This is a genomic window from Corynebacterium sp., assembly GCF_030538285.1.
In the GTDB taxonomy this organism is placed as follows: domain Bacteria; phylum Actinomycetota; class Actinomycetes; order Mycobacteriales; family Mycobacteriaceae; genus Corynebacterium.
Genome location: NZ_JAUNUG010000026.1, coordinates 19,034 through 40,537, shown reverse-complemented (window position 1 = coordinate 40,537; position 21,504 = coordinate 19,034). Strand labels below are relative to the sequence as shown.

25 protein-coding genes are annotated in these 21,504 nt (G+C 63.8%); 16 read left to right on the top strand and 9 right to left on the bottom strand.

Annotated features, from left to right (window positions below):
• The first annotated feature begins 226 nt into the window (after positions 1-226).
• Positions 227-1,225, top strand: a complete 999-nt coding sequence (bioB, locus tag Q4G50_RS09635; RefSeq protein WP_303377447.1) for a biotin synthase BioB — start codon at positions 227-229, stop codon at positions 1,223-1,225.
• Positions 1,225-1,461 (top strand): hypothetical protein, encoded by a 237-nt coding sequence (locus Q4G50_RS09630; RefSeq protein ID WP_303377446.1) that lies wholly within the window; start codon positions 1,225-1,227, stop codon positions 1,459-1,461. The genes bioB and Q4G50_RS09630 overlap by 1 nt, the downstream gene beginning before the upstream one ends.
• Before the next feature lie 229 nt (positions 1,462-1,690).
• Here Q4G50_RS09630 and Q4G50_RS09625 read toward each other — a convergent pair whose 3' ends face one another.
• The gene (locus Q4G50_RS09625) at positions 1,691-1,855 is read right to left on the bottom strand and encodes a hypothetical protein (protein ID WP_303377445.1); all 165 of its coding nucleotides are present in this window, start codon (positions 1,853-1,855) and stop codon (positions 1,691-1,693) included.
• Positions 1,856-2,078: 223 nt separating this feature from the next.
• On the opposite strand from Q4G50_RS09625, the gene Q4G50_RS09620 reads away from it, so the two are divergent.
• Positions 2,079-2,345 (top strand): Rv0909 family putative TA system antitoxin, encoded by a 267-nt coding sequence (locus tag Q4G50_RS09620; protein ID WP_303377444.1) that lies wholly within the window; start codon positions 2,079-2,081, stop codon positions 2,343-2,345.
• 2 nt (positions 2,346-2,347) lie between these two features.
• Positions 2,348-2,512: a hypothetical protein gene (locus tag Q4G50_RS09615; protein WP_303377443.1), complete on the top strand. Its 165-nt coding sequence runs from the start codon at positions 2,348-2,350 to the stop codon at positions 2,510-2,512.
• On the opposite strand, the gene Q4G50_RS09610 is transcribed toward Q4G50_RS09615, so the two are convergent.
• Positions 2,509-3,885, bottom strand: a complete 1,377-nt coding sequence (locus tag Q4G50_RS09610) for a succinic semialdehyde dehydrogenase (protein ID WP_303377442.1) — start codon at positions 3,883-3,885, stop codon at positions 2,509-2,511. The two genes, Q4G50_RS09615 and Q4G50_RS09610, sit on opposite strands and share 4 nt — an antisense overlap.
• A gap of 12 nt (positions 3,886-3,897) precedes the next feature.
• Between Q4G50_RS09610 and Q4G50_RS09605 the strand changes: the two genes are divergently transcribed.
• Genes Q4G50_RS09605 through Q4G50_RS09595 form a run of 3 tightly spaced genes read left to right on the top strand, consistent with a single transcriptional unit; the run spans position 3,898 to position 5,726 of the window.
• Positions 3,898-4,638, top strand: coding sequence for an SDR family oxidoreductase (locus Q4G50_RS09605; protein WP_303377441.1), 741 nt, complete (start codon positions 3,898-3,900; stop codon positions 4,636-4,638).
• 10 nt (positions 4,639-4,648) lie between these two features.
• A complete protein-coding gene (locus Q4G50_RS09600) occupies positions 4,649-4,777 on the top strand; it encodes a hypothetical protein (RefSeq protein ID WP_303377440.1) in 129 nt (42 codons plus the stop codon).
• Between the two features lie 7 nt (positions 4,778-4,784).
• Entirely contained in the window at positions 4,785-5,726 is a 942-nt protein-coding gene (locus Q4G50_RS09595; RefSeq protein WP_303377439.1) for a Sir2 family NAD-dependent protein deacetylase, read from the top strand.
• Between the two features lie 22 nt (positions 5,727-5,748).
• Here the strand turns inward: Q4G50_RS09595 and Q4G50_RS09590 are convergent, their stop codons facing one another.
• Positions 5,749-6,630, bottom strand: coding sequence for a triacylglycerol lipase (locus Q4G50_RS09590; protein ID WP_303377438.1), 882 nt, complete (start codon positions 6,628-6,630; stop codon positions 5,749-5,751).
• A 63-nt stretch (positions 6,631-6,693) separates the two neighbouring features.
• Between Q4G50_RS09590 and Q4G50_RS09585 the strand changes: the two genes are divergently transcribed.
• Both Q4G50_RS09585 and amn read left to right on the top strand, forming a co-directional pair.
• Positions 6,694-7,206, top strand: a complete 513-nt coding sequence (locus Q4G50_RS09585) for a ferritin (protein ID WP_303377437.1) — start codon at positions 6,694-6,696, stop codon at positions 7,204-7,206.
• 127 nt (positions 7,207-7,333) lie between these two features.
• Positions 7,334-8,755 carry an AMP nucleosidase gene (amn, locus tag Q4G50_RS09580; RefSeq protein ID WP_303377450.1) on the top strand — a complete coding sequence of 474 codons (1,422 nt, stop codon included), beginning with the start codon at positions 7,334-7,336 and terminating at the stop codon, positions 8,753-8,755.
• A 6-nt stretch (positions 8,756-8,761) separates the two neighbouring features.
• On the opposite strand, the gene Q4G50_RS09575 is transcribed toward amn, so the two are convergent.
• Together Q4G50_RS09575 and Q4G50_RS09570 are read right to left on the bottom strand one after the other, a co-directional pair.
• Positions 8,762-9,274: a type II 3-dehydroquinate dehydratase gene (locus Q4G50_RS09575; protein ID WP_303377436.1), complete on the bottom strand. Its 513-nt coding sequence runs from the start codon at positions 9,272-9,274 to the stop codon at positions 8,762-8,764.
• On the bottom strand, positions 9,274-9,777 hold the full coding sequence (locus Q4G50_RS09570) for a type II 3-dehydroquinate dehydratase (RefSeq protein ID WP_303377435.1): 504 nt from the start codon (positions 9,775-9,777) through the stop codon (positions 9,274-9,276). Before Q4G50_RS09570 ends, Q4G50_RS09575 begins: the two co-directional genes overlap by 1 nt.
• An 80-nt stretch (positions 9,778-9,857) precedes the next feature.
• Between Q4G50_RS09570 and Q4G50_RS09565 the strand changes: the two genes are divergently transcribed.
• On the top strand, positions 9,858-10,739 hold the full coding sequence (locus tag Q4G50_RS09565) for a LysR family transcriptional regulator (RefSeq protein ID WP_303377434.1): 882 nt from the start codon (positions 9,858-9,860) through the stop codon (positions 10,737-10,739).
• Here the strand turns inward: Q4G50_RS09565 and Q4G50_RS09560 are convergent.
• On the bottom strand, positions 10,705-11,832 hold the full coding sequence (locus tag Q4G50_RS09560; protein ID WP_303377433.1) for a 2-keto-3-deoxygluconate permease: 1,128 nt from the start codon (positions 11,830-11,832) through the stop codon (positions 10,705-10,707). The two genes, Q4G50_RS09565 and Q4G50_RS09560, sit on opposite strands and share 35 nt — an antisense overlap.
• Positions 11,833-12,052: 220 nt before the next feature.
• On the opposite strand from Q4G50_RS09560, the gene Q4G50_RS09555 reads away from it, so the two are divergent.
• Genes Q4G50_RS09555 through Q4G50_RS09545 form a run of 3 tightly spaced genes read left to right on the top strand, consistent with a single transcriptional unit; the run spans position 12,053 to position 15,993 of the window.
• Positions 12,053-12,616, top strand: a complete 564-nt coding sequence (locus Q4G50_RS09555; RefSeq protein WP_303377432.1) for a hypothetical protein — start codon at positions 12,053-12,055, stop codon at positions 12,614-12,616.
• The gene (locus Q4G50_RS09550) at positions 12,513-15,197 is read left to right on the top strand and encodes an FAD-binding and (Fe-S)-binding domain-containing protein (protein ID WP_303377431.1); all 2,685 of its coding nucleotides are present in this window, start codon (positions 12,513-12,515) and stop codon (positions 15,195-15,197) included. The genes Q4G50_RS09555 and Q4G50_RS09550 overlap by 104 nt, the downstream gene beginning before the upstream one ends.
• Positions 15,198-15,228: 31 nt before the next feature.
• Complete coding sequence (locus Q4G50_RS09545) at positions 15,229-15,993, top strand: hypothetical protein (RefSeq protein ID WP_303377430.1); 765 nt, start codon at positions 15,229-15,231, stop codon at positions 15,991-15,993.
• Between the two features lie 72 nt (positions 15,994-16,065).
• Here Q4G50_RS09545 and Q4G50_RS09540 read toward each other — a convergent pair whose 3' ends face one another.
• Positions 16,066-16,344 (bottom strand): DUF1540 domain-containing protein, encoded by a 279-nt coding sequence (locus Q4G50_RS09540; RefSeq protein WP_303377429.1) that lies wholly within the window; start codon positions 16,342-16,344, stop codon positions 16,066-16,068.
• A 98-nt stretch (positions 16,345-16,442) separates the two neighbouring features.
• Positions 16,443-17,225: a CoA ester lyase gene (locus Q4G50_RS09535; protein ID WP_303377428.1), complete on the bottom strand. Its 783-nt coding sequence runs from the start codon at positions 17,223-17,225 to the stop codon at positions 16,443-16,445.
• A 149-nt stretch (positions 17,226-17,374) separates the two neighbouring features.
• Between Q4G50_RS09535 and Q4G50_RS09530 the strand changes: the two genes are divergently transcribed.
• Together Q4G50_RS09530 and Q4G50_RS09525 are read left to right on the top strand one after the other, a co-directional pair.
• On the top strand, positions 17,375-18,544 hold the full coding sequence (locus Q4G50_RS09530; RefSeq protein ID WP_303377427.1) for an acyl-CoA dehydrogenase family protein: 1,170 nt from the start codon (positions 17,375-17,377) through the stop codon (positions 18,542-18,544).
• A gap of 14 nt (positions 18,545-18,558) precedes the next feature.
• Positions 18,559-19,104, top strand: a complete 546-nt coding sequence (locus Q4G50_RS09525) for a MaoC family dehydratase (RefSeq protein WP_303377426.1) — start codon at positions 18,559-18,561, stop codon at positions 19,102-19,104.
• 3 nt (positions 19,105-19,107) lie between these two features.
• Here the strand turns inward: Q4G50_RS09525 and Q4G50_RS09520 are convergent, their stop codons facing one another.
• Positions 19,108-19,770: a GntR family transcriptional regulator gene (locus tag Q4G50_RS09520; protein ID WP_303377425.1), complete on the bottom strand. Its 663-nt coding sequence runs from the start codon at positions 19,768-19,770 to the stop codon at positions 19,108-19,110.
• A 263-nt stretch (positions 19,771-20,033) separates the two neighbouring features.
• Here Q4G50_RS09520 and Q4G50_RS09515 point away from each other — a divergent pair, with 263 nt between their 5' ends.
• Positions 20,034-21,482, top strand: a complete 1,449-nt coding sequence (locus tag Q4G50_RS09515) for a DASS family sodium-coupled anion symporter (RefSeq protein WP_303377424.1) — start codon at positions 20,034-20,036, stop codon at positions 21,480-21,482.
• Positions 21,483-21,504 lie beyond the last annotated feature (22 nt).

The window sequence follows — 21,504 nt, the reverse complement described above, 5'->3', positions numbered from 1 at the left end:
CCTTCCACGAGGAGCGCGCGGCGGGAGCGATCTTCTGCTTCTAGCGTCCGGTTGGTTTGGGCTGGCCCTGAAAATCTTACATACGACCATTCCTGACCTGGGGCGATGCTCCCGGGCAGGGTGGTTGATGTAAGCCTTTCAGGGCCAGCCCTCATTCGCCTATCACTGAACATCGTTCAACACATCGGCTACACTGCCTTGAACACCGTTCAAGCTTAGGAGCCGCATGACCCCCGACATCCTCACCCGCGCCCGCGAGACCGCCCTCGAACAAGGCCAGGGCCTCACCGAGCCCGAGCTGCTCGAGATCCTCGAACTCGACGACACCCACCTCCCCGAGCTGCTCGACCTGGCCCACCAGGTGCGCCTGCGCTGGTGCGGCGAGGAGGTGGAGATCGAGGGCATCATCTCCCTCAAGACCGGCGGCTGCCCCGAGGACTGCCACTTCTGCTCCCAGTCGGGCCTGTTCGAATCCCCGGTCCGCGCCGTGCAGCTCGACATCGCCGAGCTGGTGGAGGCCGCGAAGCAGACGCAGAAGTCCGGCGCCACCGAGTTCTGCATCGTCGCCGCGGTCAAGGGTCCGGACGAGCGCCTCATGGTCCAGCTCGAGGAGGCCGTCGCTGCCGTTTACGCCGAGGTGGACATCCACGTCTCGGTCTCCGTGGGCATTCTCACCCAGGAGCAGGTCGAACGCCTCAAGGCGGCCGGTGTCAAGCGCTACAACCACAATCTGGAGTCCGCGCGCTCCTTCTTCCCGCGCGTGGCCACCACCCACACCTGGGATGAGCGCCACCGCACCCTCGAGATGATCCGCGATGCCGGCATCGAGGTCTGCTCCGGCGGCATCCTCGGCATGGGTGAATCACTGGCGCAGCGCGCCGAGTTCGCTGTCCAGCTCGCCGCCTTCGCCCCGGAGGAGGTGCCCATCAACTTCCTCGATCCCCGTCCCGGCACCCCCTTCGCCAATCGCCCGCTTATCGACGCCGCCGAAGCCCTCAAAGCCACCGCCATGCTCCGGCTGGCCATGCCGAAGGCCACCCTGCGCTTCGGCGGAGGCCGCGAGCTCACCCTCGGTGACCTCGGCGTCGAGCAGGGGCTGAAGGGAGGCGCGAACGCGTTGATCGTCGGTAATTACCTCACCACCCTGGGTCGACCCATGGAAAAGGACGTCGACATGCTCGACGGCCTGCGCATCCCGATCAAGGCCGTCGGCCAGGTCATCTGATGGGCGAGCTTGCCGCCGCCTGTGCTGCCGGGGAGGCGCCGCTCTTCCACCCGAACACCGGCGCCGAGCTGGGCGTGGAGGAACGCCCGCTATCCGTCGGCGCGGCCGCTGGCCTGGAGCCCCCGCGTTACTGCCAGATTTGCGGCCGACGCATGAAGGTTCAGGTCCATCCCATGGGCTGGCGGGCGGAATGCTCCCGGCACGGGGAACTCGACTCGGTTCTGTTTGAGCGTTAGTGACCGCTCTCGAGGTATACGTCGAGGGGCACGAGTCCAGCATCAAATTTCCGCAAGGGCACGCTGTCGGCCATCGGTGTCGTCGATAAGCAGGAACACGTCAGTTCCTTGCAGTGCCAATATCGAAGCATGCGCGATCACCAGGATCTCCCCCAAGCTCTCGGGTTCCCGCAATCGTTCACGGGCGGGTTTCCCGCTGATACGAGCGATCGCCCGATAGCACCTCCACTCATTGGGTCGTCGTGAGCTTCTGCCACGTTGCGGCTGCGGGGGTCCGTGCAAACAGCGCATCCCGGGTGGATTTGCGGCTGATCTCGAAACTGACGATCTCGGGAACCGCAAGCTGCAAACCTTGGGCTTCCGCGAGTTTGATGAGAATGTTTTGTTGGCTCACGGCCAGAAAAATTCAAAACCGGCCCCGCATCGAGGATGATTCCCATTCTGGCTCCTACCCGAACAATGGTTGTCCGATCCCGAAATCATCAGGTTCCAGAGGAGAGTCTCCACTCGTCAACTCGGTGCAGCCTCGAATTGCGTTGAGCGGCAGCTATAAACATCCCGTAACAACCCCGCTAGAAGGTGGCGGTCGCCGCACGCCCGTGGCTACCGTCGGGGCCATGAGCATCTTCGAGAACGCAAAGAACAAGGCCAATGACTACCTGCAGTCCGAGGAGGGTGAGAAGAGGACCGACGAGCTCCTCGACGACGCGCAGCAGCGTGCCACCGACCGTTTCGGCGAGGACAAGGCGGAGCACATTCAGAAGGCGCGCGACGCCGTGGACGAGCGCATCGGCTCCAACCGTCCCACCGCCGAAGAACAGGCTGACCCGGGGGACCTGGCGGATCCGAACCAGTCCAGCCCCGACACCCCGCCGGCGCGATAACCATGACGAATCCAGAGCATGACGGCGAGAACATCAACGCCTTCCGGATGACCACGAACGATCGGGAGGAGCCGGCGTCGGAAAGCATGCAGGACGTCGCCGAACAGGCGGTGGAGCGAGCCGACGAGGAGCAGGAACCTGGCGGGCCCGTCCAGGACGAGCCCTAACGCAACAGACGCTTACCTAGCCGCAGCGCGGTTGTGAGCGTCTTCGCGTATCCCTGGCGGGATAGATCCGTCGGCCCGCTGATCTGGACCAGGCGCTGGACGGCGACGGTGCGGGACTCGGTAAATTTCAGCAGGCCCTCGTCCGCGTGCCGACGGCCCACGCCCGACTGCTTCCAGCCGCCCATCGGCGCATCGACGGACCCCCATGTGGCGGCGAAGCCCTCATTGATGTTGACGGTGCCGGCCTGCAGCTGCGAGGCGACGGCCCGGGCCTCGCGGACCGAGCCCCACACCGAGGCATTGAGGCCATAGTCACTATCATTGGCCCTGGTCACGGCCTCCTCAACGCTGGGCACGCGCTCGATGTAAACGACCGGGCCGAAAACTTCGTTGGTATAGAGATCGGCGTGGTGGGGGACGTCGATAAGCACGGTGGGGGAGTAGTACAGCTCCTCGTGCTTACCGCCGGTGAGCACCCGCGCGCCCTGGGACACGGCGGATGCGACCATCTCGGCGACGCGCTCCAAATGCTCCGGCGAGATGAGGTGGCCGACGTCATCGGTCCAGGCCAGGCCGAGACGCAGCTGCTTTGTCCGCGCGACGAACTCCGCGATGAAGTCATCGGCGACCTCGTCGTGGACGTAGATCCGCTCGATCGAGATGCACAGCTGCCCGGCGTTGGAGAAGCACGCCGCCACAGCGCCACGGGCCGTACGCTCAATATCCGCGGACGGGAGGACGATGAGCGGATTCTTGCCGCCGAGCTCCGCAGAGAACCCAATGAGCCGCTGCCCGGCCTGCGCCGCCAGCTTCCGGCCGACCGCCGTGGAGCCCGTGAACATGAGATAGTCGCATTCGGCGACGACCTGCTGCCCGGCGTCGGCACCGCCCTCGATGATCTGCATGACATCCGCCGGGAGCCCTGCCTCCTTTAGCAACGCCAGCGCCAGGTGCGCCGTGCCGGTGGTTTTCTCATCCGGCTTGAGCACCACCGCGTTGCCAGCCAACAGCGCGGGGATCGCGTCCGAGACCGCGAGGGTGAGCGGGTAGTTCCACGGCGCGATAATACCGACGACACCCTTCGGCCCCCGGTCCACCCGCGTCGAGGTGACCAGGGGTAACGCTCCCTTAGCGCGTTGCGGACGCAGGAGGCGGGCGGCGCGGAACGCGTAGTGGCGGGCAGTGACTGCGACATCGAGCACCTCGTCGAAGGCGTGGGCGCGGGCCTTGCCTGTTTCGAGCTGGATGACGTCCAGAAGCTCCGCCTGCCGCTCGAGCACCAGGTCATGGAAGGCCAACATGATGGCCTTCCTATCGGCGACCGGGGTGGCGGACCACTGTGCTTGTGCGTGCCGAGCTGCCAGAAACGTCATAGGCTTCAACCTATGCCATCGATCTTCATTACGGGAGGGGCCACCGGTATCGGCCGCGCCGTCGCCGAACGCTTCCTCGCCGCGGGCTGGGTGGTCGGTGCCTATGACATCAACCCGGTGACCTGGTCATCTGAAGTTCATGCAGGGCTAATCGACGTCCGCTCAGCGGCCTCCTGGGACGCCGCCCTCGCGGATTTCGCCGCCGTCGCGGGGCGTATCGACGTCGTGGACAACAACGCCGGCGTCATCGTCGACGGTCCGCTCGCGCAGGCGGACCCACAGGCGTTGCAGCAGCTTCTCGACGTCAACTGCCTCGGCGTCACCCTCGGTGCGCGGGCAGCCTATGAGTATCTGCGCGGGGGCGGCACGCTGGTGAACATGTCCTCGGCGTCGGCTATCTACGGTCAGCCGCAGATCGCCGCGTACTCGGCATCGAAGTTCTACGTCGCCGGGCTCACCGAGGCGCTGGGCCTGGAGTGGCGCCGCGACCGTATCCGTGTCGTCGACGTGTGGCCCCTGTGGACGCGGACTGGGATGGCGGACGTGGAGGCGGCGTCGGTACGCAGGCTCGGGGTGCGGCTGACCCCGGAGCAGGTAGCCGACGTGGTGTGGCGCGCGGCAACCGCGCAGGGACGTTGGGCCCGCGGCCAGGTCCACTACGGGGTATCCGGCCTGGACAAGGCCCTTTACCTGGGCCGATCCCTGGCGCCGGACCGCGTTGCCCGGGCGCTGACCCGGGTGCTGGCGGGGTAGGATCGCACCCATGACTTCCCCATTGGAACAGGCGATTCTGGCCGCGGTCGGTGGCACCGACCCCGAACCGGCCCCCACGCCCCAGGAGGTGTCGGACGTCAACTCCCACGAGGAGCTCATTGAGAAGCTGCTCGGATAGGGCGGCCATGATTTCGCCCCTCTCAGAGGATCCCGCGATCAACTCCTCGCACCGCTCCGCGCTGCGCTCGATCCAGAGAGTCGTGGCCGAGACCGCCGAACCGACCCCGCCGGAGCGGGCGTTAGCTCAGGTCACCGAGCAGCTGAGTGCCGGCCCCGCGCTGGTGCTCACCGGCGCGGGAGTGTCGACGGACTCCGGCATCCCCGACTACCGCGGACCCGGCGGGTCACTCAGCCGCCACCGGCCGATGACGTATCAGGAGTTCCGGCACGACCCGGCGGCCTCCCACCGTTACTGGGCGCGCTCTTTCGTCGGTTGGCGGCAGATGGACGAGGCCTCCCCCAACCGCACCCACTTTGCCCTCGTGGAGTTGGAGCGCGCCGGGCACCTCAGTGGCGTGGTCACCCAGAACGTCGATGGGCTGCACCGCGCTGCCGGTTCCGGGAATCTGCTGCACCTGCACGGCGACCTGGATACCGTCATGTGTCTGGACTGTGAGAAGCGCGAGGACCGGCGAGTATTCGGGGAGCGCTTGGAGGCCGCCAACCCCGGTTATCTGGCCTCTATTGCTTTCGATCCGTCGATGGTCAACCCGGACGGTGATGTCACGCTGCCGCAGTCGGCGGTGGATCGTTTCGTCATGGTCGGATGCGTGCGCTGTGGCTCGGTGCGGCTGAAACCAGACGTGGTGTACTTCGGGGAGCCGGTGCCGGTGGCACGGAAGCAACGGGCAGCCTCGATGCTGGATCGAGCGGCATCGTTGCTGGTGGTGGGGTCTTCGCTGGCGGTGATGAGCGGCTACCGCTTTGTCCTGGAGGCGCAGCGGCAGGGAAAGCGCGTGGCAGTGATCAACGGTGGGCCCGGGCGGGCCGACCCGCGTGTTGATGTGCTGTGGCGCACCCCGGTCGCACCCGCCTTTGATGCGCTGCTGGATGAGCTCGGTCTGTAGCCCGCGTTCTCGCGCACCCTGCTTATAGCGTGATGGTGTTCAATGCCTCGCGGACGATGTGCCGCACTCGCGCATCACCGGGGAGCTCGACGTGAAGCACGCGGGACTTCGGTTCCAGGTCCTGGACGACGATGTTGGTGATGTCCGCGTCCGGGTCATCGGATTCGAGGAAGCATGTCTCCAGCGGCTGGATGAGGGTGTCGAATTTGGTCGCGATGTTGGTGTAACCGACCCCTTCCTCGGTGTCGCCGTCACAGTTGATCTCATCCAGCAGTGGATGCCCGGTGATCAGTTGGAATCCGGAGGGCCCGAACCAGGAGGAGATCGCCGAGGACATCATGGATTCGCCGAGTTTGGTGTTGGCGATCGAGGAGAGCATGCCGCCCATCGTGGTGCCGTGGTTGGGTGCGCCGAGGGTGACCAGGTGGCGGACCTTGGGAGCCCCGTCGAGGATGCGCATCCAGTAGCGGGCCAGGACGCCTCCCTGGGAGTGGCCGACGAGCACGACTTGCTGTGCGCGGGTGGTGGCCATGACGACGTCAATGTAGGCGCCGACCTGTTCGGCGGATTCCTCGACGCGGGCGGTGCATCGTTGGCCGAACTCGGGGGCGAACACTGCCCACCCTTCTTTGCGCAGGTCAACGGCTAGATGTTGCCAGATTCCGTTGGTGTCGCCGGTGCCGTGGATGAGGATGACGGGCCAGGGGCGGTCGGGGGTGGGGCGGGCTCGCCAGTCGTCTTCATAGTGGCCGCGAGCGGGTAGCCGGGCGACGAGCGGGAGGTCGGGTTTGGTGGCTACGCGGGCCGGGGGGTTTTCGGCATCGCCCTCGTGTGTGGAGGGCCGGAACCACTGCAGCCGATCGTTGAGGTCGCGGGTGAGGTCTGCGAGGTAGTCGGTGGCCATGGGTCCGAGCCTAACGAAGAGACCTCAGCCACAGCAGCCATGGTTTTTCCCTAGCATGGGACCATGCAGATCAATGAGAAGCTTTTGGACACACTGAACAAGCAGGTCACGGCGGAGCACGAGGCGGCGCTGATCTATCAGCAGCTGGCCTATGAACTTTCTGCTTTGTCGCTCGATGGGATGAGCACGTGGATGGCGGCGCAGGCGGATGAGGAGCGTGTGCACGCCGGCAAGATCGCGGATCACATTCTGGCGCGTGGGGGGCATGTGCAGCTGGCGAGTATTGAGATCCCGGACCTCACCGTGGATTCCGCGCTCGATGCTTTCTCGATTGCGTTGCAGCATGAGCAGAAGGTGTCGGAGATGATTCGCAACCTGGCCCGCGTCGCGGATGAGGTGCAGGATTTCGATTCGCGCACGCTGGTCAACTGGTTCCTCAACGAGCAGATTGAGGAGGAGGACACGGTGGGCGGCATTATCGATCAGTTGAAGATGGTCGGTGAGGATGGCGCAGGGTTGCTGCGTATCGACGCCCGCCTCGGCGCCGAACGCACCCCCACTACTCCGCAGGAGTAATTTCCCCCACCCCCTAGACAGGCAAGGGTAGCCTAACCTATGCTGAGGGGGCTCCAACCTCTTCTGGACTGAGGCGGGAACCGGTGGACGTGGTGGTTCACTCCGGTTCCCGCCTCATTTCATTAGGCTGGCGCCCATGGAACAGGTTCACGATGTCGACGAGGCTGTTGACGGCCTCGTCGAGCTATACGACCACGCGACCGCCCTGGCCCGCACCATCCTCGATGAGGGCACCTACGACGACTACCGCGATGTCACCTACCCCAAGATCATCGTGGACGTGAAGTCGTGGCGCCCCATCGACCGCAACGAACCCTTCGGTTATGTCGATGAGGCCGGCCGCTACTCAGCTATCGTCTCGAAGCCTCACATTATCCGCGACTACCTGCGCGAACAGCTCACCCGGCTGACGGATAACTACCCGTGCGAGATTTTCATCGGCCCGTCGTCGCAAAGAATCCCACCGGAGTACATCCGCGGCATCGAGGGCATTTCCGAGGCGCGGCGCGCCGGGGACAGCGCCGCGGAGATCCCGCGCCCCACGCTCGATGACGTCCACGACGGCATCGTCGACGGCGAATGGGATGCCTTCCACGGGCCGGAGAAGCCGCTGTTTCTTTTCGGCCCGCAGCGTTTCGACATCGCGTGTGCCCGCATCGAGCATTACACCGGCATCGAGGTGGAGACGCTCCAGCGCTTCATCCTGTTCACCAACTACGACATGCACACCACCGAGTTCGTCGACTTCGGGCTGCACGAACTCACCCGCGAAGATTCGCGCTACACCGATCTGCTGCTGCCCTCCGGCCGGCAGATTTCCCGGGACAATGCCGCGCGAATTGATGCCCCCTCCCTCGACCTCGGTTCCGCCTTCCAGATGCCGCGCTATGACCTGTGCACCCGTGACGGCGACGGCATCACCATGATCAACATCGGTGTTGGCCCCTCCAACGCGAAAACCATCACCGACTGCCTCGCGGTGCTGCGCCCGGAGGCGTGGATCATGATCGGCCACTGCGCCGGCATGGACGGCCGCATGCGCATCGGGGATCTCATCCTCGGCAACGCCTACCAGCGCCAGGACAATATTCTCGACGGCCACATCGCCCGCGAGATCCCCATCCCCGCCATCCCCGAGATCCAAATCGCGCTGGAGGCCGCCGTCGAGGAGATCTACGGCGATGACAATTCCCTCATGCGCACCGGCACCGTCCTATCCACCGCCGACCGCAACTGGGAGTGGCATACCCCGCGCGAGCTGTGGGAGAACCTGCGCGGTTCCACCGCGGCGGCCGTCGATATGGAGTCCTGCGCGTTGGCCGCCAATGGTTACCGCTACCGGGTTCCCTATGGCACGTTGCTCTCGGTCTCTGACCTGCCACTGCACGCCGTGCCGAAGCTGCCAGCCCAGGCGCAGGCCTTCTACTCCAACTCCAAGCAGGCGCACGTCATGTGCGCGGTCCGCGCCGTGGAGTCCTTGGCCGAGGACCCGGAGCGCCTGCGCACCCGCAAGCTGCGCCGCGCGATCGGTGAGGTGCCGTTCAGGTAGGGGGACCTAGTCTTCACCCACCTGCGCATGTTCGTCGAGATGCAGTGTGAGCCCGACGAGTGATGTCAGATAGCTGTGTTGCCTCAGGCCCATCACCAGACTCTGAGCCTGGCTGGTGAGCCCTGATTCCAGCCGGACATGAGGTGATGCCTGGGCGAAATGCCGCACTGTATTGGCGAAGTGAGTTTCGGCGTAGGGCTTACCCGACATCTCGAAGGCCTGTCGGAGACCTTCTGCGTACGTCTGCATTCCGGCCGGGTTGACGATCCAGCCGTCCACCGTGTCTCGGTGTGTGTGGATCCAGTCAATGATCTCACCGTCTTCGTTAGCGGCGATGGACAGGATACGGATTCCGAGCTGTTCAGCCCATGTCTGGTTCTGTGCTTCCAGTTGAGCCCAGGTGATGGTTCCGTACTTTGTGGGATCACGTTTTCCCAGTTGGCTCATGTTTGGCCCGTCGATAATGCCGATGGTCCACACTGTGTCGCTCATCCTCAATGAGCGGGAGTTCCTGGACATCAGCCCTCACCTCCGGCCTGGTCGCGAAGCCAACTGGTGAGACCGAAAAGTGCGGCGGTGTAGGAATGCTGGCCGAAACCCGAAACGACTCCTGTCGCAGAGGCAGTGATTCTGGATTCGAGTCTGATGTGGGGGGACACGCGAGCGAAATGCTTCACAGTGTTGAAGAAGTGGACCTCCACGAACGGCTTGCGGGTCTCCTCGAGTGCGTGACGCAGACCTTCGCTGTAGGAGGTCAGGCTTCCTGGGTTGATGACGATGCCGTCGAAACTCTGTGAATTGGCGTGCAGCCATTCGAGCAGCTTGCCTTCGTAGTTGGTGGCGATATGGGTGACATCGAGGTCGAGAGTGTCCGCCACACGCGCGACAAGATCGCGAAGTTCTTCCCAATCATGCAGGGTGTGGTACCGATGGTCCGGTTCATTGCCAATGTTCGCGATGTTGGGCCCATCGAGGACTGCGATACGCAGCTTTTGGTTTGAGTTCTGAGGATTCATATCCATGTGTGCTCCATTGTCTGGTTGGATTTGTGTATCGGCGAAGTTAGGTTCTATATACGTTCACTACGTGGGAGGAAGTCGACATGGAGTTTCGCCAGATCCGGTACTTCCTCATGGTCGCGGAAGAACTGAACTTCACTCGTGCTGCCGAGCGACTTCACATGGCTCAGCCCCCACTGTCACAGCAGATTAAAGCGCTGGAGTCTGAGCTGGGGTTCAGCCTATTCAGCCGCACTACGCGGATAGTGGAACTGACCCCCGCTGGTAGATACTTGTATGAGAGATTACCGGGCATTTTCGATCAGACTACCCGTGTGGTTGCGGAAGCGAGGGACATCTCCACGGGGGCCCGGGGCGTGGTGCGTATCGGATTCGTGGGTTCAGCGAGTTACGACGTTCTCATCGATGTAGTCAAGTACCTGCGGCATGCGCTTCCTGACATCCGCGTCCATGTGGAAACGGAACTCCTGACTCCGCACATCGAAGAACGATTGAGGAGAAGGGAACTGGATCTGGGAATCATTCGACCTCCCGTAACAGGCGAGGACACCGTGCTGGAACTGCTGAGAAAAGACCCTTTCGTGCTTGCAATGCCCGAAGACCATCCGCTCTCCATCGATTCCGGCCCGATCGATATGGCTGATCTGCGGGATTGTGATTTCGTCTCTTATCCGGCCAATGCGGCCGCAGCGATCAGTCTCTTCGCAGCGGCCAAGAAAGCGGGATTCATGCCGAGGGTTGCGCACCAGGCGGATAAGACGTCGACGTTGCTGACCCTGGTGGGCGCAGGGGCCGGGATTGCTGCGGTTCCGGAAGGAGCGCTGGATGGGGCGCGGTCAGAGGTCGTGTCTCGGCCACTGACCGGCATAGAACCCATCGGCTTGGCGGTCTGTACCCGACGGGGGTCCAGAAACCCCATCGTGAAACAGATCAGTGAGGCGATTCGTCGGGCGATTGTGGAGTAGCTGAGCCTGTATCAGCACTGCCCGGAGGACGGCTGTATGTGAGGTGGGTTGTAGGAATTGGCTCGGTGTTGTCGGCACGCAGTCTTCCGAGTTTGCCTTCGAACATCGCATCCTCGGCAGCCGGACTGATCCCGTACTGCTTCTGTTTCCGGGCCACGAATGCGACCAGGAAGGGGGTGATGAATGTAGTGACGATGACGGCGGTCGCGATCTGAGCAGTTGCTTCTCCCGCGATGGACTGAAGGGAGGGGTCAATCGCAGCGAGGGCAGCAGGTGTCGCAATGGCGTTGCCCGCAACTGCAGACTCAGCTGCTCCGGAAACGAGGTTGCGCGTCTCCTTCGGGTGACGGCGGACCCGGTGCCACACGTAGATCGCGAGAATGGTGAAGGTACCCGAGAAGACTAGGACGACGAGGCCGAGAACGGCGCCGATCAGTCCAGACCGGATGAGCTCGCCGAAGTCGATGCCCGCACCGATGGCGAAGCCGGCGAAGGGGATGATGAGTTTCTCGCCCGGGGCGAGGAAGTTGCGTGCGATTTCCGAGGTGTTGCCGAGAATGAAGCCGAGGATCATCGGGAAGATGGCGGCGAGCAGCGTCATGAGGGGGAAGTCCGCGAGACCGGCTGCACCCAGCGCGATCATGGTGAGGAAGGGGCCGTCATTGACGGAAAGGACGGAGATGGATCCCTTGTCCGTTTTGGAGCCGAACTGAGACGTCAGTGCCACGAAGAGCGATCCACTGGAGTTGGACATCGCGGCGATGATGGCGAGCGGGAGGAGACCCCACAATGTGCCGTTAGGGGTAAGGAACGCGACTGCGAGGCCCACAGAGACTGCGATGCCGAACTTGGCGAGCAGGAGAATACTGCCCTTTTCGAGGGAGGGCAGAGCCGTCTTCAGATTGATCTGAGAACCGACAGAGATGAAGAAGAGGGCAATCAGAACAGCCGTACCTTCTTTGAAGAGAGCCGTGGTGAAGCTACCGATTTGGAGCAGATCCGGAAAGAAGGTGTTGATCATTGCACCCAGGAAGAGCGGCACGATCATAAGTGCGCCTGGGATCCTTCCGATCAACCTAAAGACGTTGTCCATTCGAGTTCCATCCAATTCTGAGTAGTGAAGCCCGGGTGAGAGATCGAACGTAAATCACCGGGCATGTGTCCGAGGTCATAGTAGACAGGTTTATTCGGTCAACAGAAATACCTAATCGGTTGTAAGAAAGACGTTAGGAATATAGAAAGGGGTTCGGTAGCTCGCGGGCCCGTACTATCCACCCCTGACACGTGTCGTGGACGCAGGCGCCACTTTCAGTATGAACATCACCACTCAGACCCTCGTCACCGTCATCCACCACCGTCGTTTCCGGTCGGTTACCTCCCGCGGTCAGGTGCCGGTGGCCAGCTGTGCCCACGGATTGGACCCCACGACGCGCTGGCATATGGGGTACAACGCCCGGGAGCTGGTCATTGACGAGTTCTTCCGCCTGTGGGCAGCGCACGGTGCGGCCGGCCTCATCGTCTTCGCCTCGGACCAGGTGGTCCCCGACCTGTTGCGGGAGCAGGCTGCGGTGTTCCCCGGGCTTCTCGTCCGGGATGTCGTCAGCGGTGGGAAGCTCACGGAGACGTGGAACGCGTGCCGCGACGCCTTCAAGGGGGAGCTGATGGGCCGCCTGCTGCGCTGCCCGGGGCTGAATCCCTGGACTACCGGGCAGCGGCATAGTGCCCCGCGAAATCACTGCGACATCACCGCGGAGAGCAGGCACAATGGAAACCATGCGCCTGCGTACCGACATGATGACCCGCGCCGCGTACTCCTCGGATGCGTCGATCTTCCGGCGTGTGCCTGCGGCGGTCGCAGAGCCGGCCAGCATCGATGAGGTACGCGCCGCCCTGGAACATGCCCGCACGATGGGATGGCCCGTCGTCGGCCGCGGGGGCGGTACCTCGGTGGCGGGTAACGCCATCGGTGAGGGGCTCATCATCGATACCTCCCGCCATTTCCACCGCATCCTGTCGATCGACCCGCAGCAGCGCACCGCGACGGTAGAACCGGGGGTGATCTGCGACGACCTCCGCGCTGCCGCAGCCGAATATGGCCTGACCTTCGGCCCGGACCCGTCGACGCATTCGCGGGCGACAATCGGCGGGATGATCGCGAACAACGCGTGCGGTTCGCATTCCGTGGCGTACGGCACCACCGCCGACAACCTCGTCTCTGTGACGATGATGCTTGCCGGCGGCCGCCTCGTCACCATCAACGAGCACGGCTGCGACGACCCGGAGATCGACGCGGCGCTGCGACGGCTGGCGGAGGAACACGGCGATCTCATCGACAATGAGCTCGGCCATTTTTCCCGTCAGACCTCCGGCTACGGCCTACACCACCTGGCCACGAACCCGGTCAAGGCGATCGCCGGTTCGGAGGGGACACTGGGCATCATCACGCAGGCGACGGTCCGCCTGGTCGAACTTCCCCCAGCGAAGGCACTGGCGGTGCTGGCCTTTGACACGGTCTTCGACGCAGCGCAGGCTGGTGCACAGCTGCGCACTCATCCCGGAATCGCCACCATCGAGGGCATGGGCGGCGACCTCGTCGACGCCCTGGGCACCAACCCGGATCTGCCCGGTGCCAACGCCGGGGGCTGGCTGTTCTGCGAAGTCACCGCCGCAACCACCGCGGAGGCGGAGGCTCGGGCGGCGGGGATCGCGCACGGCGTCGATAAGCGGATTGTCACGGACCCGGAGCAGATGCGCGCGCTGTGGCGGATCCGGGAGGCGGCGGCTGGGATTGTCACCCGGCTTCCCGATGGTGGTGAGGCCTGGCCCAACTGGGAGGATTCTGCCGTCCCGCCCGAGAATCTGGCTGCTTACCTGCGCGAACTCTATGACCTCATGGCCTTCCACGAGCTGCGCGGCATACCTTTCGGGCACTTCGGGGAGGGGTGCGTACACGTGCGCATCAGCTTCGATTTCGAATCCGAGGAGGGGCTGCGCACCTTCCGGCGTTTCATGCGCGACGCTGCCCGCTTGGTCACCGATTACGGCGGCAGCCTCTCCGGGGAGCACGGCGACGGGCGAGCCCGCTCCTCCCTCCTGCGCCATATGTACTCACCTGCGTTGCGTGATGTATTCGAGCAGTTCAAGCTCATTTTCGATCCCGAGCGCGTGCTCAACCCCGGTGTGCTCGTGTGGGCGGAGGATTTCGGGGAGGGGCTGCGGATGGGGCGGGCGCAGCGACGTCTTGAGGTCACGCCCGTGCACGCCCTGGAGCGGGATCGCGGCTCGTTGGTCAATGCCATCAACAGGTGCGTCGGTGTCGGTTCCTGTCGCTCCCACACCGGCGCGATGTGCCCGTCTTTCCAGGTCACGGGCGATGAGGTGCATTCCACCCGCGGTCGCGCCCGCCTGCTGTCGGAGGCGATGCGGGGTGAGACTCTCGATGGTTTCCACTCGCAGGAGGTCGCGGAAGCCCTCGACCTGTGCCTGTCGTGCAAGGCGTGCGCCAGCGAGTGTCCCGTCAGCGTGGACATGGCCACCTACAAGGCCGAATTCCTTCACGAACACCACCGTGGCCTGCGCCCCCGCGCGCATTACACCCTCGGGTGGCTGCCGGTGCTGCTGCGGGTGCCGCGTTGGCTGGCGGGAATAGTGCTGCGCCTGCCGGGGATGGCGCGGGTACTCGGTCTGGATCCGGCTCGCCCGCTGCCGCGGCTGCGGGGTGGGCGTCTTCGGGCGGGTGGTGCCGGTGAACCTGTCGTCCTGTGGCCCGATACTTTCAGTCGCATGGACGCCACGGCCGCGCAGGCCGCGGTGGAGGTGCTGGAGCGCCTCGGCTACCGCGTCGAGATCCCTACGGGGTTCGTCTGCTGCGGTCTGACCTGGCATTCCACGGGGCAGTTGGGCATGGTGCGTCGCGTGCTGCACCGCACCGCCCGGGTCATGCGGCCCTATCTCGATCGCGGTCTGCCGGTGGTGGCGGTGGAGCCGTCCTGTTCTGCCATGCTTATCGACGCCCCCTCCCTCACCAACGATCCCGACGTTGCGAGGTTGGCGGCGGCCACGGTTTCCTGGGCTCAGTTCGTCGGGCCGAAACTGGCGGAGCTGGGAGTGTCGGCGGACGGGATCCAGGCGTTGACGCAGGTCCACTGCCACGAGCGGGCGGTGGGTGCGCCAAAGCATGCGGCGGCGATCCTGCGGGCGCTGGGCGTGGAGGAGGAGCAGATCGCCACCGGGTGTTGTGGTTTGGCCGGCAACTGGGGTTTCGAGCCGGGGCATGGGGAGATGTCGCTGGAGTTGGGGGAGCGGGAGCTGTTCCCGCGGGTGCGGGCCGCGGCGGGTGAGGTCATCGCCGATGGCTTTTCCTGCCGGACGCAGATTGAGCAGGGCACGGGGCGGCGGGCGAGGCATCTCGCGGAGGTGGTCCGCGACGCGCTTGACGGGAAGGTCACCCTAAGCTAGGTTAGCCTTACCTCAACGTAAGGGAGTGTCTATGGCCAGCCCATCCGCCTACGGCGACAACCTCGCCCGACGGATCCTCACCGGCGCCGGAGCACTGACTCTGGTGCCGTACCGCGTCGACCCCCTGCTCCACGTCGAGGTACTGGCCCACGGAGTCGACGCGCTCGGACGGCTCCTGGTCATCGTCCCCGCCTCGGACGCAGCACTCATGGGCGCGTCCGAGGTGCGGGTGGACGGGGTGAAAAAGGCCCTCGAGTTCGACGCCGACATCACCGTCGCCAGCCTCCATGCCCTGGCCCAACTCACGTGGCTTCCGGTGGAAGAAGGCAGCGAGGTCCTCGGCCTCACCCTCGGCCCCCACCTGGCACTCGGGCACCTGGAAACCGAATCCGTCCTGGTGCATGGGCCGAATGGAGTCACCCGGACCTCGCCTCAGCAACTCCTAGCGCATGATCGCCCCCACGAGCTCACCTCCCGCGAGCTCGACGCCCGCGACGAAGTCACCCGCCTGTCCGACAGCCAGCTATCCACCCTGCACTCCAATGCCCTCGTCGGGATGGGACCGGGAATGCTGCTGAGCGAACGCGATCTCGCGGGATGCACACCCAGCGGGGATCGGTTGTGGATCGTCGACGTCGATCACAGCGGAATCGTCCTGCTCAAGCTTGTCGACGCCCGCCTCACCACCGTCCTGGTCTCCTTCCCGGAACAGGTGGACACCATCACAGACCTGGCGGGGGCGGTTGATGCCCTCGCCACCTACACCTCGGTCCGGCACGCCTCACCGCGTATCTGATAGCCGGAAACCGGGGGAACGCGCGGAGCCCAGTGATGGGTTCCGCGCGTTCTTTGTCTTTGTTGGAGCAGGTCAGCGAGCCTGGTAGGTCTCGCAGAGGGCGGCGTCACCGCCCACAGTGATGCTGGCCGCCGTGCACATGAGGTCATCATTGTGCGCGCAGTCCAAGCGTTGACAGGCCCCCACCTGGCCCTCGGCCTCCGCGAGTCCGGCCCGCAGATCAATCGTGGTGAAGGTGGCGCAGCTGGGGTTCTCACTGCCACCGACATTGATCGCGAACGCGGTGCAGCCCTCGTTGTTGAAGGCGCAGGCGGTGGTGGTGCAGGAAGAAATCTGGGTGATGGTGGACATGGTGCGAATCTCCTTGGGATTAGGTGGTACAAGGTCATCCGCGTATCTGATATCTCCCATTTTATGCACTCTGAACTGGGCAGACAAGGAAGCTTAGGCTAACTTGACGCGCTAAGTATCCGCTGCGCGCGGAGCAGGACGGGGCGATCGATCATCTCCCCGTCGAGTCCGGAGGCGTCCTCGCCGGCGGCCAAGACACGAGTGGCCCAGGCGATCTCGTCTGCGGTCGGTTGGAAAGCTGCGGTGACGGATGCCAACTGCGCGGGGTGAATGCACAGCATGCCCCCGAAGCCGTCCCGGTGGGCGCGGGCGGCGGCAGCTTCGACGACCTCCGCGTCGCGGAAGTTCACACAGGGTGATTCCAGCGGAGCCGGCAGCCCGGCCGCCGCGGAGGCTACAACCAGTTGGGCGCGGATGGCATCGATGGTGGTGGAATTCGATTTGCAGCCCAGTTCCGCGGACAGGTCGACAGCCCCGAGTGCGAGCCGTTCGATGCCTTCAAGAGCAGCAATCTGGTGCAGATCGCGCACCCCGGCTGCAGTTTCTACCAGGCCGATGACGGGGACGCCGCTGGGCAGGGGGGTGCTGGCGCTGATCTTCGGGATCATCACCGACACATCCCGCCCCTGCAAGGCCTCCAGGTCGGCGGCGCCCACCGATGAAGAGGGGTCGTTGATGCGCACGATGATGATCTCGCGGGGGGAGGGGGAGGCGAGGACGTCGATAAGCAGGGCTCGTGCCTCATCCTTGGAATCGGGAGCGACAGCGTCCTCCAGATCGATAATGACCAGGTCGGCGGGCCCATCGAGAGCCTTGCGGACCCGATCGGGGCGATTGGCGGGGGTGAAAAGGGCAGTGCGGGCGGTATGCAGAATGCTCATGGCAGTTCACTATATTCGAAAAGGTGCAGTAAACAAGGATTATTCTGCAGGGCCTTGCGCAAGTAGGCTCGCTGCAATATATTGCCCGATATGAGGTGTAGATCACTCATGATCACCTCCCCACACCCCCCCGACTGCTAGGAGCAGCCATGCGACCACAAGACCGTCCCGATCTGGCTCAGCTGCGCACTCGCGTACGCGAGCTCTGTGCCGACTTTCCCGACCAGTACTGGCGGGAGAAGGACCTGCAGCGTGAGTACCCGCAGGAGTTCGTTGATGCCATGACCGAAGCTGGCCTCCTCGCCGCGCTCATCCCCGAGGAGTACGGCGGGCTGGGCCTGGGCATTACCGAGGCCTCCGTCATCATGGAGGAAATCAACCGATCCGGTGGACACGCCGCCGCTTGCCACGCCCAGCTCTACACCATGAAGGCCGTGCTCAACCACGGTACGCAGTGGCAGAAGGATACCTACCTCCATGGTCTGGCTGAAGGATCCATCCGCCTGCAGGGCTTCTCCATCACGGAGGAGGCCGCAGGCTCCAACACAGCGGCGATTCAGACCCGCGCGGTGCGTGACGGAGACGACTGGGTTATTACCGGGCACAAGAGCTGGACATCGAGGGTCGACGAATCCGACCTGGTCCTCGTGCTCACCCGTACCAGTGACTTCGACGCTAATGACCGCACTGGCGGCCTCACGCTTTTCCTTGTTGACTTGCGGGAAGTCCGCGCGAACCAGCCCGATGCCTTCCGCCCCATCAAGGTGCGCACCATGTTCAACTACGCCACCAACCAGGTCATTTACGACGGAGTGCGGGTCCCCAACTCCGCTGTCGTCGGCGAGGTCGGCCGTGGGTTCCGCTATGTCATCGACGGCTGGAACTCTGAGCGCATTCTCCTTGCCGCCGAGGCTATCGGCGACGGCTACTGGTTCATTGACCGGGCGGTGAAATACGCCTCCACCCGCGAGGTCTTCGACCGCAAAATCGGTGTCAACCAAGGCGTCCAGTTCCCCATCGCGGATGCCTACATGAAGGTCCGTGCCGCCGATGCCCTCCGCTGGGAGGCGTGCGTCCTCGCCGATAACGACGAGCCCGTCGGTGCCGAGGCCAACATGGCCAAGCATGTCTCCTCCGAGGCCAGCTGGGAGGCCGCGAACGTCTGCCTCAACACCTACGGCGGGTACGGCTTCGTCGACCAGTACGACGTGGAGCGCAAGTTCCGTGAAACCCGGATGTACCAGGTCGCGCCGGTGAACAATAACCTCATCAAGGCTTTCGTGGGGACCAAAGTCCTCGGGATGCCCCGTAGCTACTAGAAAGTGAGCAGAGCATGACTGAACAGCGTGTGTCCACCGAAGGCTGGAAAGGCCGCTTCTACGAGGACTTTCAGGTGGGAGACGTCTATAAGCACCTCCTCGGCCGTACGGTCCTGGATGTCGATAACTCCTGGATGACCCTGCTCACCCAGAACACCAACCCTATCCACTTTGACTCCGCCTACGCCGCGAAGACTGAATTCGGTGAGCGGCTCGTCGACTCGACCTTCACTTTGGCGCTGGTCACCGGGCAGTCCGTCTCGGACATCTCCATGAACGTCATGGCCAACCTCGGATGGGATAAGGTGCGACTGCCTAATCCCGTCTTCGAAGGCGACACAATATATTCCGAGACCGAGGTGCTGGAGAAGCGGGAGTCCTCCTCACGCGACAACGTCGGCATCCTCAAAGTGCGCACCATCGGCTACAACCAGGACGGCACCATCGTCATCACCTTCGAGCGGACAATGATGGTCTTCAAGAGGGCCTTCGCGCCCGGCCTGGCGACCGTGGAGCCCGTGTGGGACGAGCGGGCCAAAAAGGCCGCGGGCATCGAATAACCGCTAGTCAAAGGTGCGTGCGAGCATGTCTCCCGCATTGTGCATGTGCTCGACCATCGCCCGTCGTGCCGCCTCCGGGTCGCGGGCGTGGAAGGCATCGATGATCTCCTGGTGGTCCTCGGCGGAGACGTCCACCCATCCATCGACCTCCGCGTAGAAAGTACGTGGCACATAGTGGCTGACGATGCCCAGCAGATGCACCAGTTTCGGGGCCTGCGAGAGCAGTGACATATGACGGTGGAAGGCGTGGTTGCGTTCCTCCACCACGTCTTTCGCCTTGCGCCGGGAAGCCGCCAGCAGCTCGAAGTGGATGGCCTCGAGCTCGAGGATGTCGTCCTCGCTGGCGTGGGTGACCGCCCGGGCGGCGATCTCCCCGGCGAGCATGCCTTGTGCGGTGTAGATGTCTCGGATGTCCTGCGCTGTCAGGGGGGATACGACGAAGCCGACGCCCTGTTGGAGCTGCAGGAACCCTTCCGTCTTTAGCGTTTGCAGTGCTTCACGCGCGGGGGTCTGGGAGATCCCCAGTTCACGGCCCACATCCTCAGGGCGCACCACGGAGCCCGCCGGTAGCAGCTTCGACAGGATCATCTCGCGCACGTGCGCACCCGCGATCGTCGACAACGGCGCCTTGCGGCTGGCCTTCTGCACGTTCTGCACGTCGCTCATTATGTCTCCCTAATCGTTGCCTATATCAACGCGCGACCTTCCTTGCGCGCAGCGTTTTCCCAGATCATACACGTGTTTTCTGTTAACTATTGACTCGCCCAGTGACGCGCGCCACACTTACCCGAACGCCAATATATTTAGTTCATGAGGTCACCTGATTTCGCGAGCTACCTGCACTCGAGAGGAAATATCAGATGCAAGCTACTCACAGAGACAGCGCACTCGACCCACCCCAGCCGGCGCCCTTCGAACCATCGGAAGGAATGCGGGATCAGGGCATCCCCACGAAGACCCGCAATTTCCGTTTCGTCGGATTCTTTGTCGGCATTGCCCTCGCGGTGCTGGTCGGCATGACGATTTCCCACGATCTTCCCCACGAGGCCCGCATGACCGCGGCCATCGCCGTCCTCATGGGGGCCTGGTGGATCACCGAAGCAGTGCCGCTACCAGCCACCGCACTTGTCCCGCTCGTCGCCTTCCCCGCGCTCGGAGTCACTGACTTGGGAGTCGTCTCACCGAGCTACTCCAACAGCATCATCCTCATGTTCCTCGGCGGCTTCCTTATCGCTTTGGCACTCCAGCGCTGGAACCTGCACAAGCGCATCGCGCTTATCATCGTGCTGGCCATCGGCACCAAGCCCACCCGGTTGATCGCCGGTTTCATGATCTCCACGGCGTTTTTGTCCATGTGGGTCTCCAATACCGCAACTGCCATGATGATGATCCCCATGGCCATGTCCATGGTTGCGCTCGTGGAAAGCCAAGGAGGCATCCAGAAGAAGTCCCGTTTCGGAGTGGGGTTGACCATCGCCGTCGCCTACGGTGCGACCATCGGCGGGTTCGGCACCCTCATCGGTTCCCCGGTGAACGTCATCATCGCCGCCTACATCCGCGAAACCCTGGAGTACCCGATCACCTTCCTGCAGTGGATGTCCATCGGTGTTCCGCTCATGGTGGTCTTTCTGGCCATTGGTTGGTATCTCATCGCCTTCGTCCTGTGGAAGCCGGAAGTGGACGAGCTGCCCGGTGGGCGCGCCCTCTTTGAGGAACAGTTCAAGCAGCTCGGTCCGATGAGTTCCGGCGAGCGTCTGGTCGGTCTGGTCTTTTCCCTCACTGCCGCCGCGTGGGTGCTCATCCCGTTGCTCTTCCCGGGCTCCTGGGCCAACGACACCATCATCGCCCTGCTCGCCGGTCTGGCCCTCCTCCTGCTGCCGGCCCGGCCCTCCCGCGGAGTCATGCTGCTGACCTGGCAGGACGCCAAGGAAATCCCGTGGGGTGTCCTCCTGCTCTTTGGTGGTGGCCTCGCTTTGTCTGCGCAGATCACCGGGACCGGCCTGGCTGTGTGGATGGGTGAGTCTCTCACTGCTCTGCGGGCTGCCCCGGAGTGGTTGCTCATCATCGCGATCGTCGCGGTCCTGCTCTTCCTCACTGAGTTCACCAGTTCCACCGCCACCGCCGCCGCCTTCGTCCCCGTCATGGGTGGCCTGGCCATCGGTCTTGGCTTCGACCCGGTCATCATGGCTGTTGCCGCCGGCCTGAGCTGCATGTGTGCATTCATGATGCCGGTGGGTACCCCGCCGAACGCCATCGCCTTCGCCACCGGTGCGCTGACCATGCCGCAGCTCATGCGCACCGGTATCTGGATGAACCTCGTCTCCATCGTCCTGGTCTCGGCAATCTCCCTCACCCTCGTCCCGCTCATCATCGGCTGATTATTCTCAACAGCACCCCACC

What these genes read in the sequence shown, in the direction of transcription:
- Q4G50_RS09610 (WP_303377442.1), bottom strand. Translation starts at nt 3,885, where the DNA reads ATGACGTTTCTGGCAGCTCGGCACGCACAAGCACAGTGGTCCGCCACC.
- Q4G50_RS09565 (WP_303377434.1), top strand. Translation starts at nt 9,858, where the DNA reads ATGGAGTTTCGCCAGATCCGGTACTTCCTCATGGTCGCGGAAGAACTG.
- Q4G50_RS09530 (WP_303377427.1), top strand. Translation starts at nt 17,375, where the DNA reads ATGCGACCACAAGACCGTCCCGATCTGGCTCAGCTGCGCACTCGCGTA.
- Q4G50_RS09620 (WP_303377444.1), top strand. Translation starts at nt 2,079, where the DNA reads ATGAGCATCTTCGAGAACGCAAAGAACAAGGCCAATGACTACCTGCAG.
- Q4G50_RS09560 (WP_303377433.1), bottom strand. Translation starts at nt 11,832, where the DNA reads ATGGACAACGTCTTTAGGTTGATCGGAAGGATCCCAGGCGCACTTATG.
- Q4G50_RS09515 (WP_303377424.1), top strand. Translation starts at nt 20,034, where the DNA reads ATGCGGGATCAGGGCATCCCCACGAAGACCCGCAATTTCCGTTTCGTC.
- Q4G50_RS09545 (WP_303377430.1), top strand. Translation starts at nt 15,229, where the DNA reads ATGGCCAGCCCATCCGCCTACGGCGACAACCTCGCCCGACGGATCCTC.
- Q4G50_RS09525 (WP_303377426.1), top strand. Translation starts at nt 18,559, where the DNA reads ATGACTGAACAGCGTGTGTCCACCGAAGGCTGGAAAGGCCGCTTCTAC.
- Q4G50_RS09630 (WP_303377446.1), top strand. Translation starts at nt 1,225, where the DNA reads ATGGGCGAGCTTGCCGCCGCCTGTGCTGCCGGGGAGGCGCCGCTCTTC.
- Q4G50_RS09520 (WP_303377425.1), bottom strand. Translation starts at nt 19,770, where the DNA reads ATGAGCGACGTGCAGAACGTGCAGAAGGCCAGCCGCAAGGCGCCGTTG.
- Q4G50_RS09600 (WP_303377440.1), top strand. Translation starts at nt 4,649, where the DNA reads ATGACTTCCCCATTGGAACAGGCGATTCTGGCCGCGGTCGGTGGCACC.
- bioB (WP_303377447.1), top strand. Translation starts at nt 227, where the DNA reads ATGACCCCCGACATCCTCACCCGCGCCCGCGAGACCGCCCTCGAACAA.
- Q4G50_RS09590 (WP_303377438.1), bottom strand. Translation starts at nt 6,630, where the DNA reads ATGGCCACCGACTACCTCGCAGACCTCACCCGCGACCTCAACGATCGG.
- Q4G50_RS09585 (WP_303377437.1), top strand. Translation starts at nt 6,694, where the DNA reads ATGCAGATCAATGAGAAGCTTTTGGACACACTGAACAAGCAGGTCACG.
- Q4G50_RS09550 (WP_303377431.1), top strand. Translation starts at nt 12,513, where the DNA reads ATGCGCCTGCGTACCGACATGATGACCCGCGCCGCGTACTCCTCGGAT.
- Q4G50_RS09570 (WP_303377435.1), bottom strand. Translation starts at nt 9,777, where the DNA reads ATGGATATGAATCCTCAGAACTCAAACCAAAAGCTGCGTATCGCAGTC.
- Q4G50_RS09555 (WP_303377432.1), top strand. Translation starts at nt 12,053, where the DNA reads ATGAACATCACCACTCAGACCCTCGTCACCGTCATCCACCACCGTCGT.
- Q4G50_RS09540 (WP_303377429.1), bottom strand. Translation starts at nt 16,344, where the DNA reads ATGTCCACCATCACCCAGATTTCTTCCTGCACCACCACCGCCTGCGCC.
- Q4G50_RS09605 (WP_303377441.1), top strand. Translation starts at nt 3,898, where the DNA reads ATGCCATCGATCTTCATTACGGGAGGGGCCACCGGTATCGGCCGCGCC.
- Q4G50_RS09535 (WP_303377428.1), bottom strand. Translation starts at nt 17,225, where the DNA reads ATGAGCATTCTGCATACCGCCCGCACTGCCCTTTTCACCCCCGCCAAT.
- Q4G50_RS09595 (WP_303377439.1), top strand. Translation starts at nt 4,785, where the DNA reads ATGATTTCGCCCCTCTCAGAGGATCCCGCGATCAACTCCTCGCACCGC.
- Q4G50_RS09575 (WP_303377436.1), bottom strand. Translation starts at nt 9,274, where the DNA reads ATGTCCAGGAACTCCCGCTCATTGAGGATGAGCGACACAGTGTGGACC.
- Q4G50_RS09615 (WP_303377443.1), top strand. Translation starts at nt 2,348, where the DNA reads ATGACGAATCCAGAGCATGACGGCGAGAACATCAACGCCTTCCGGATG.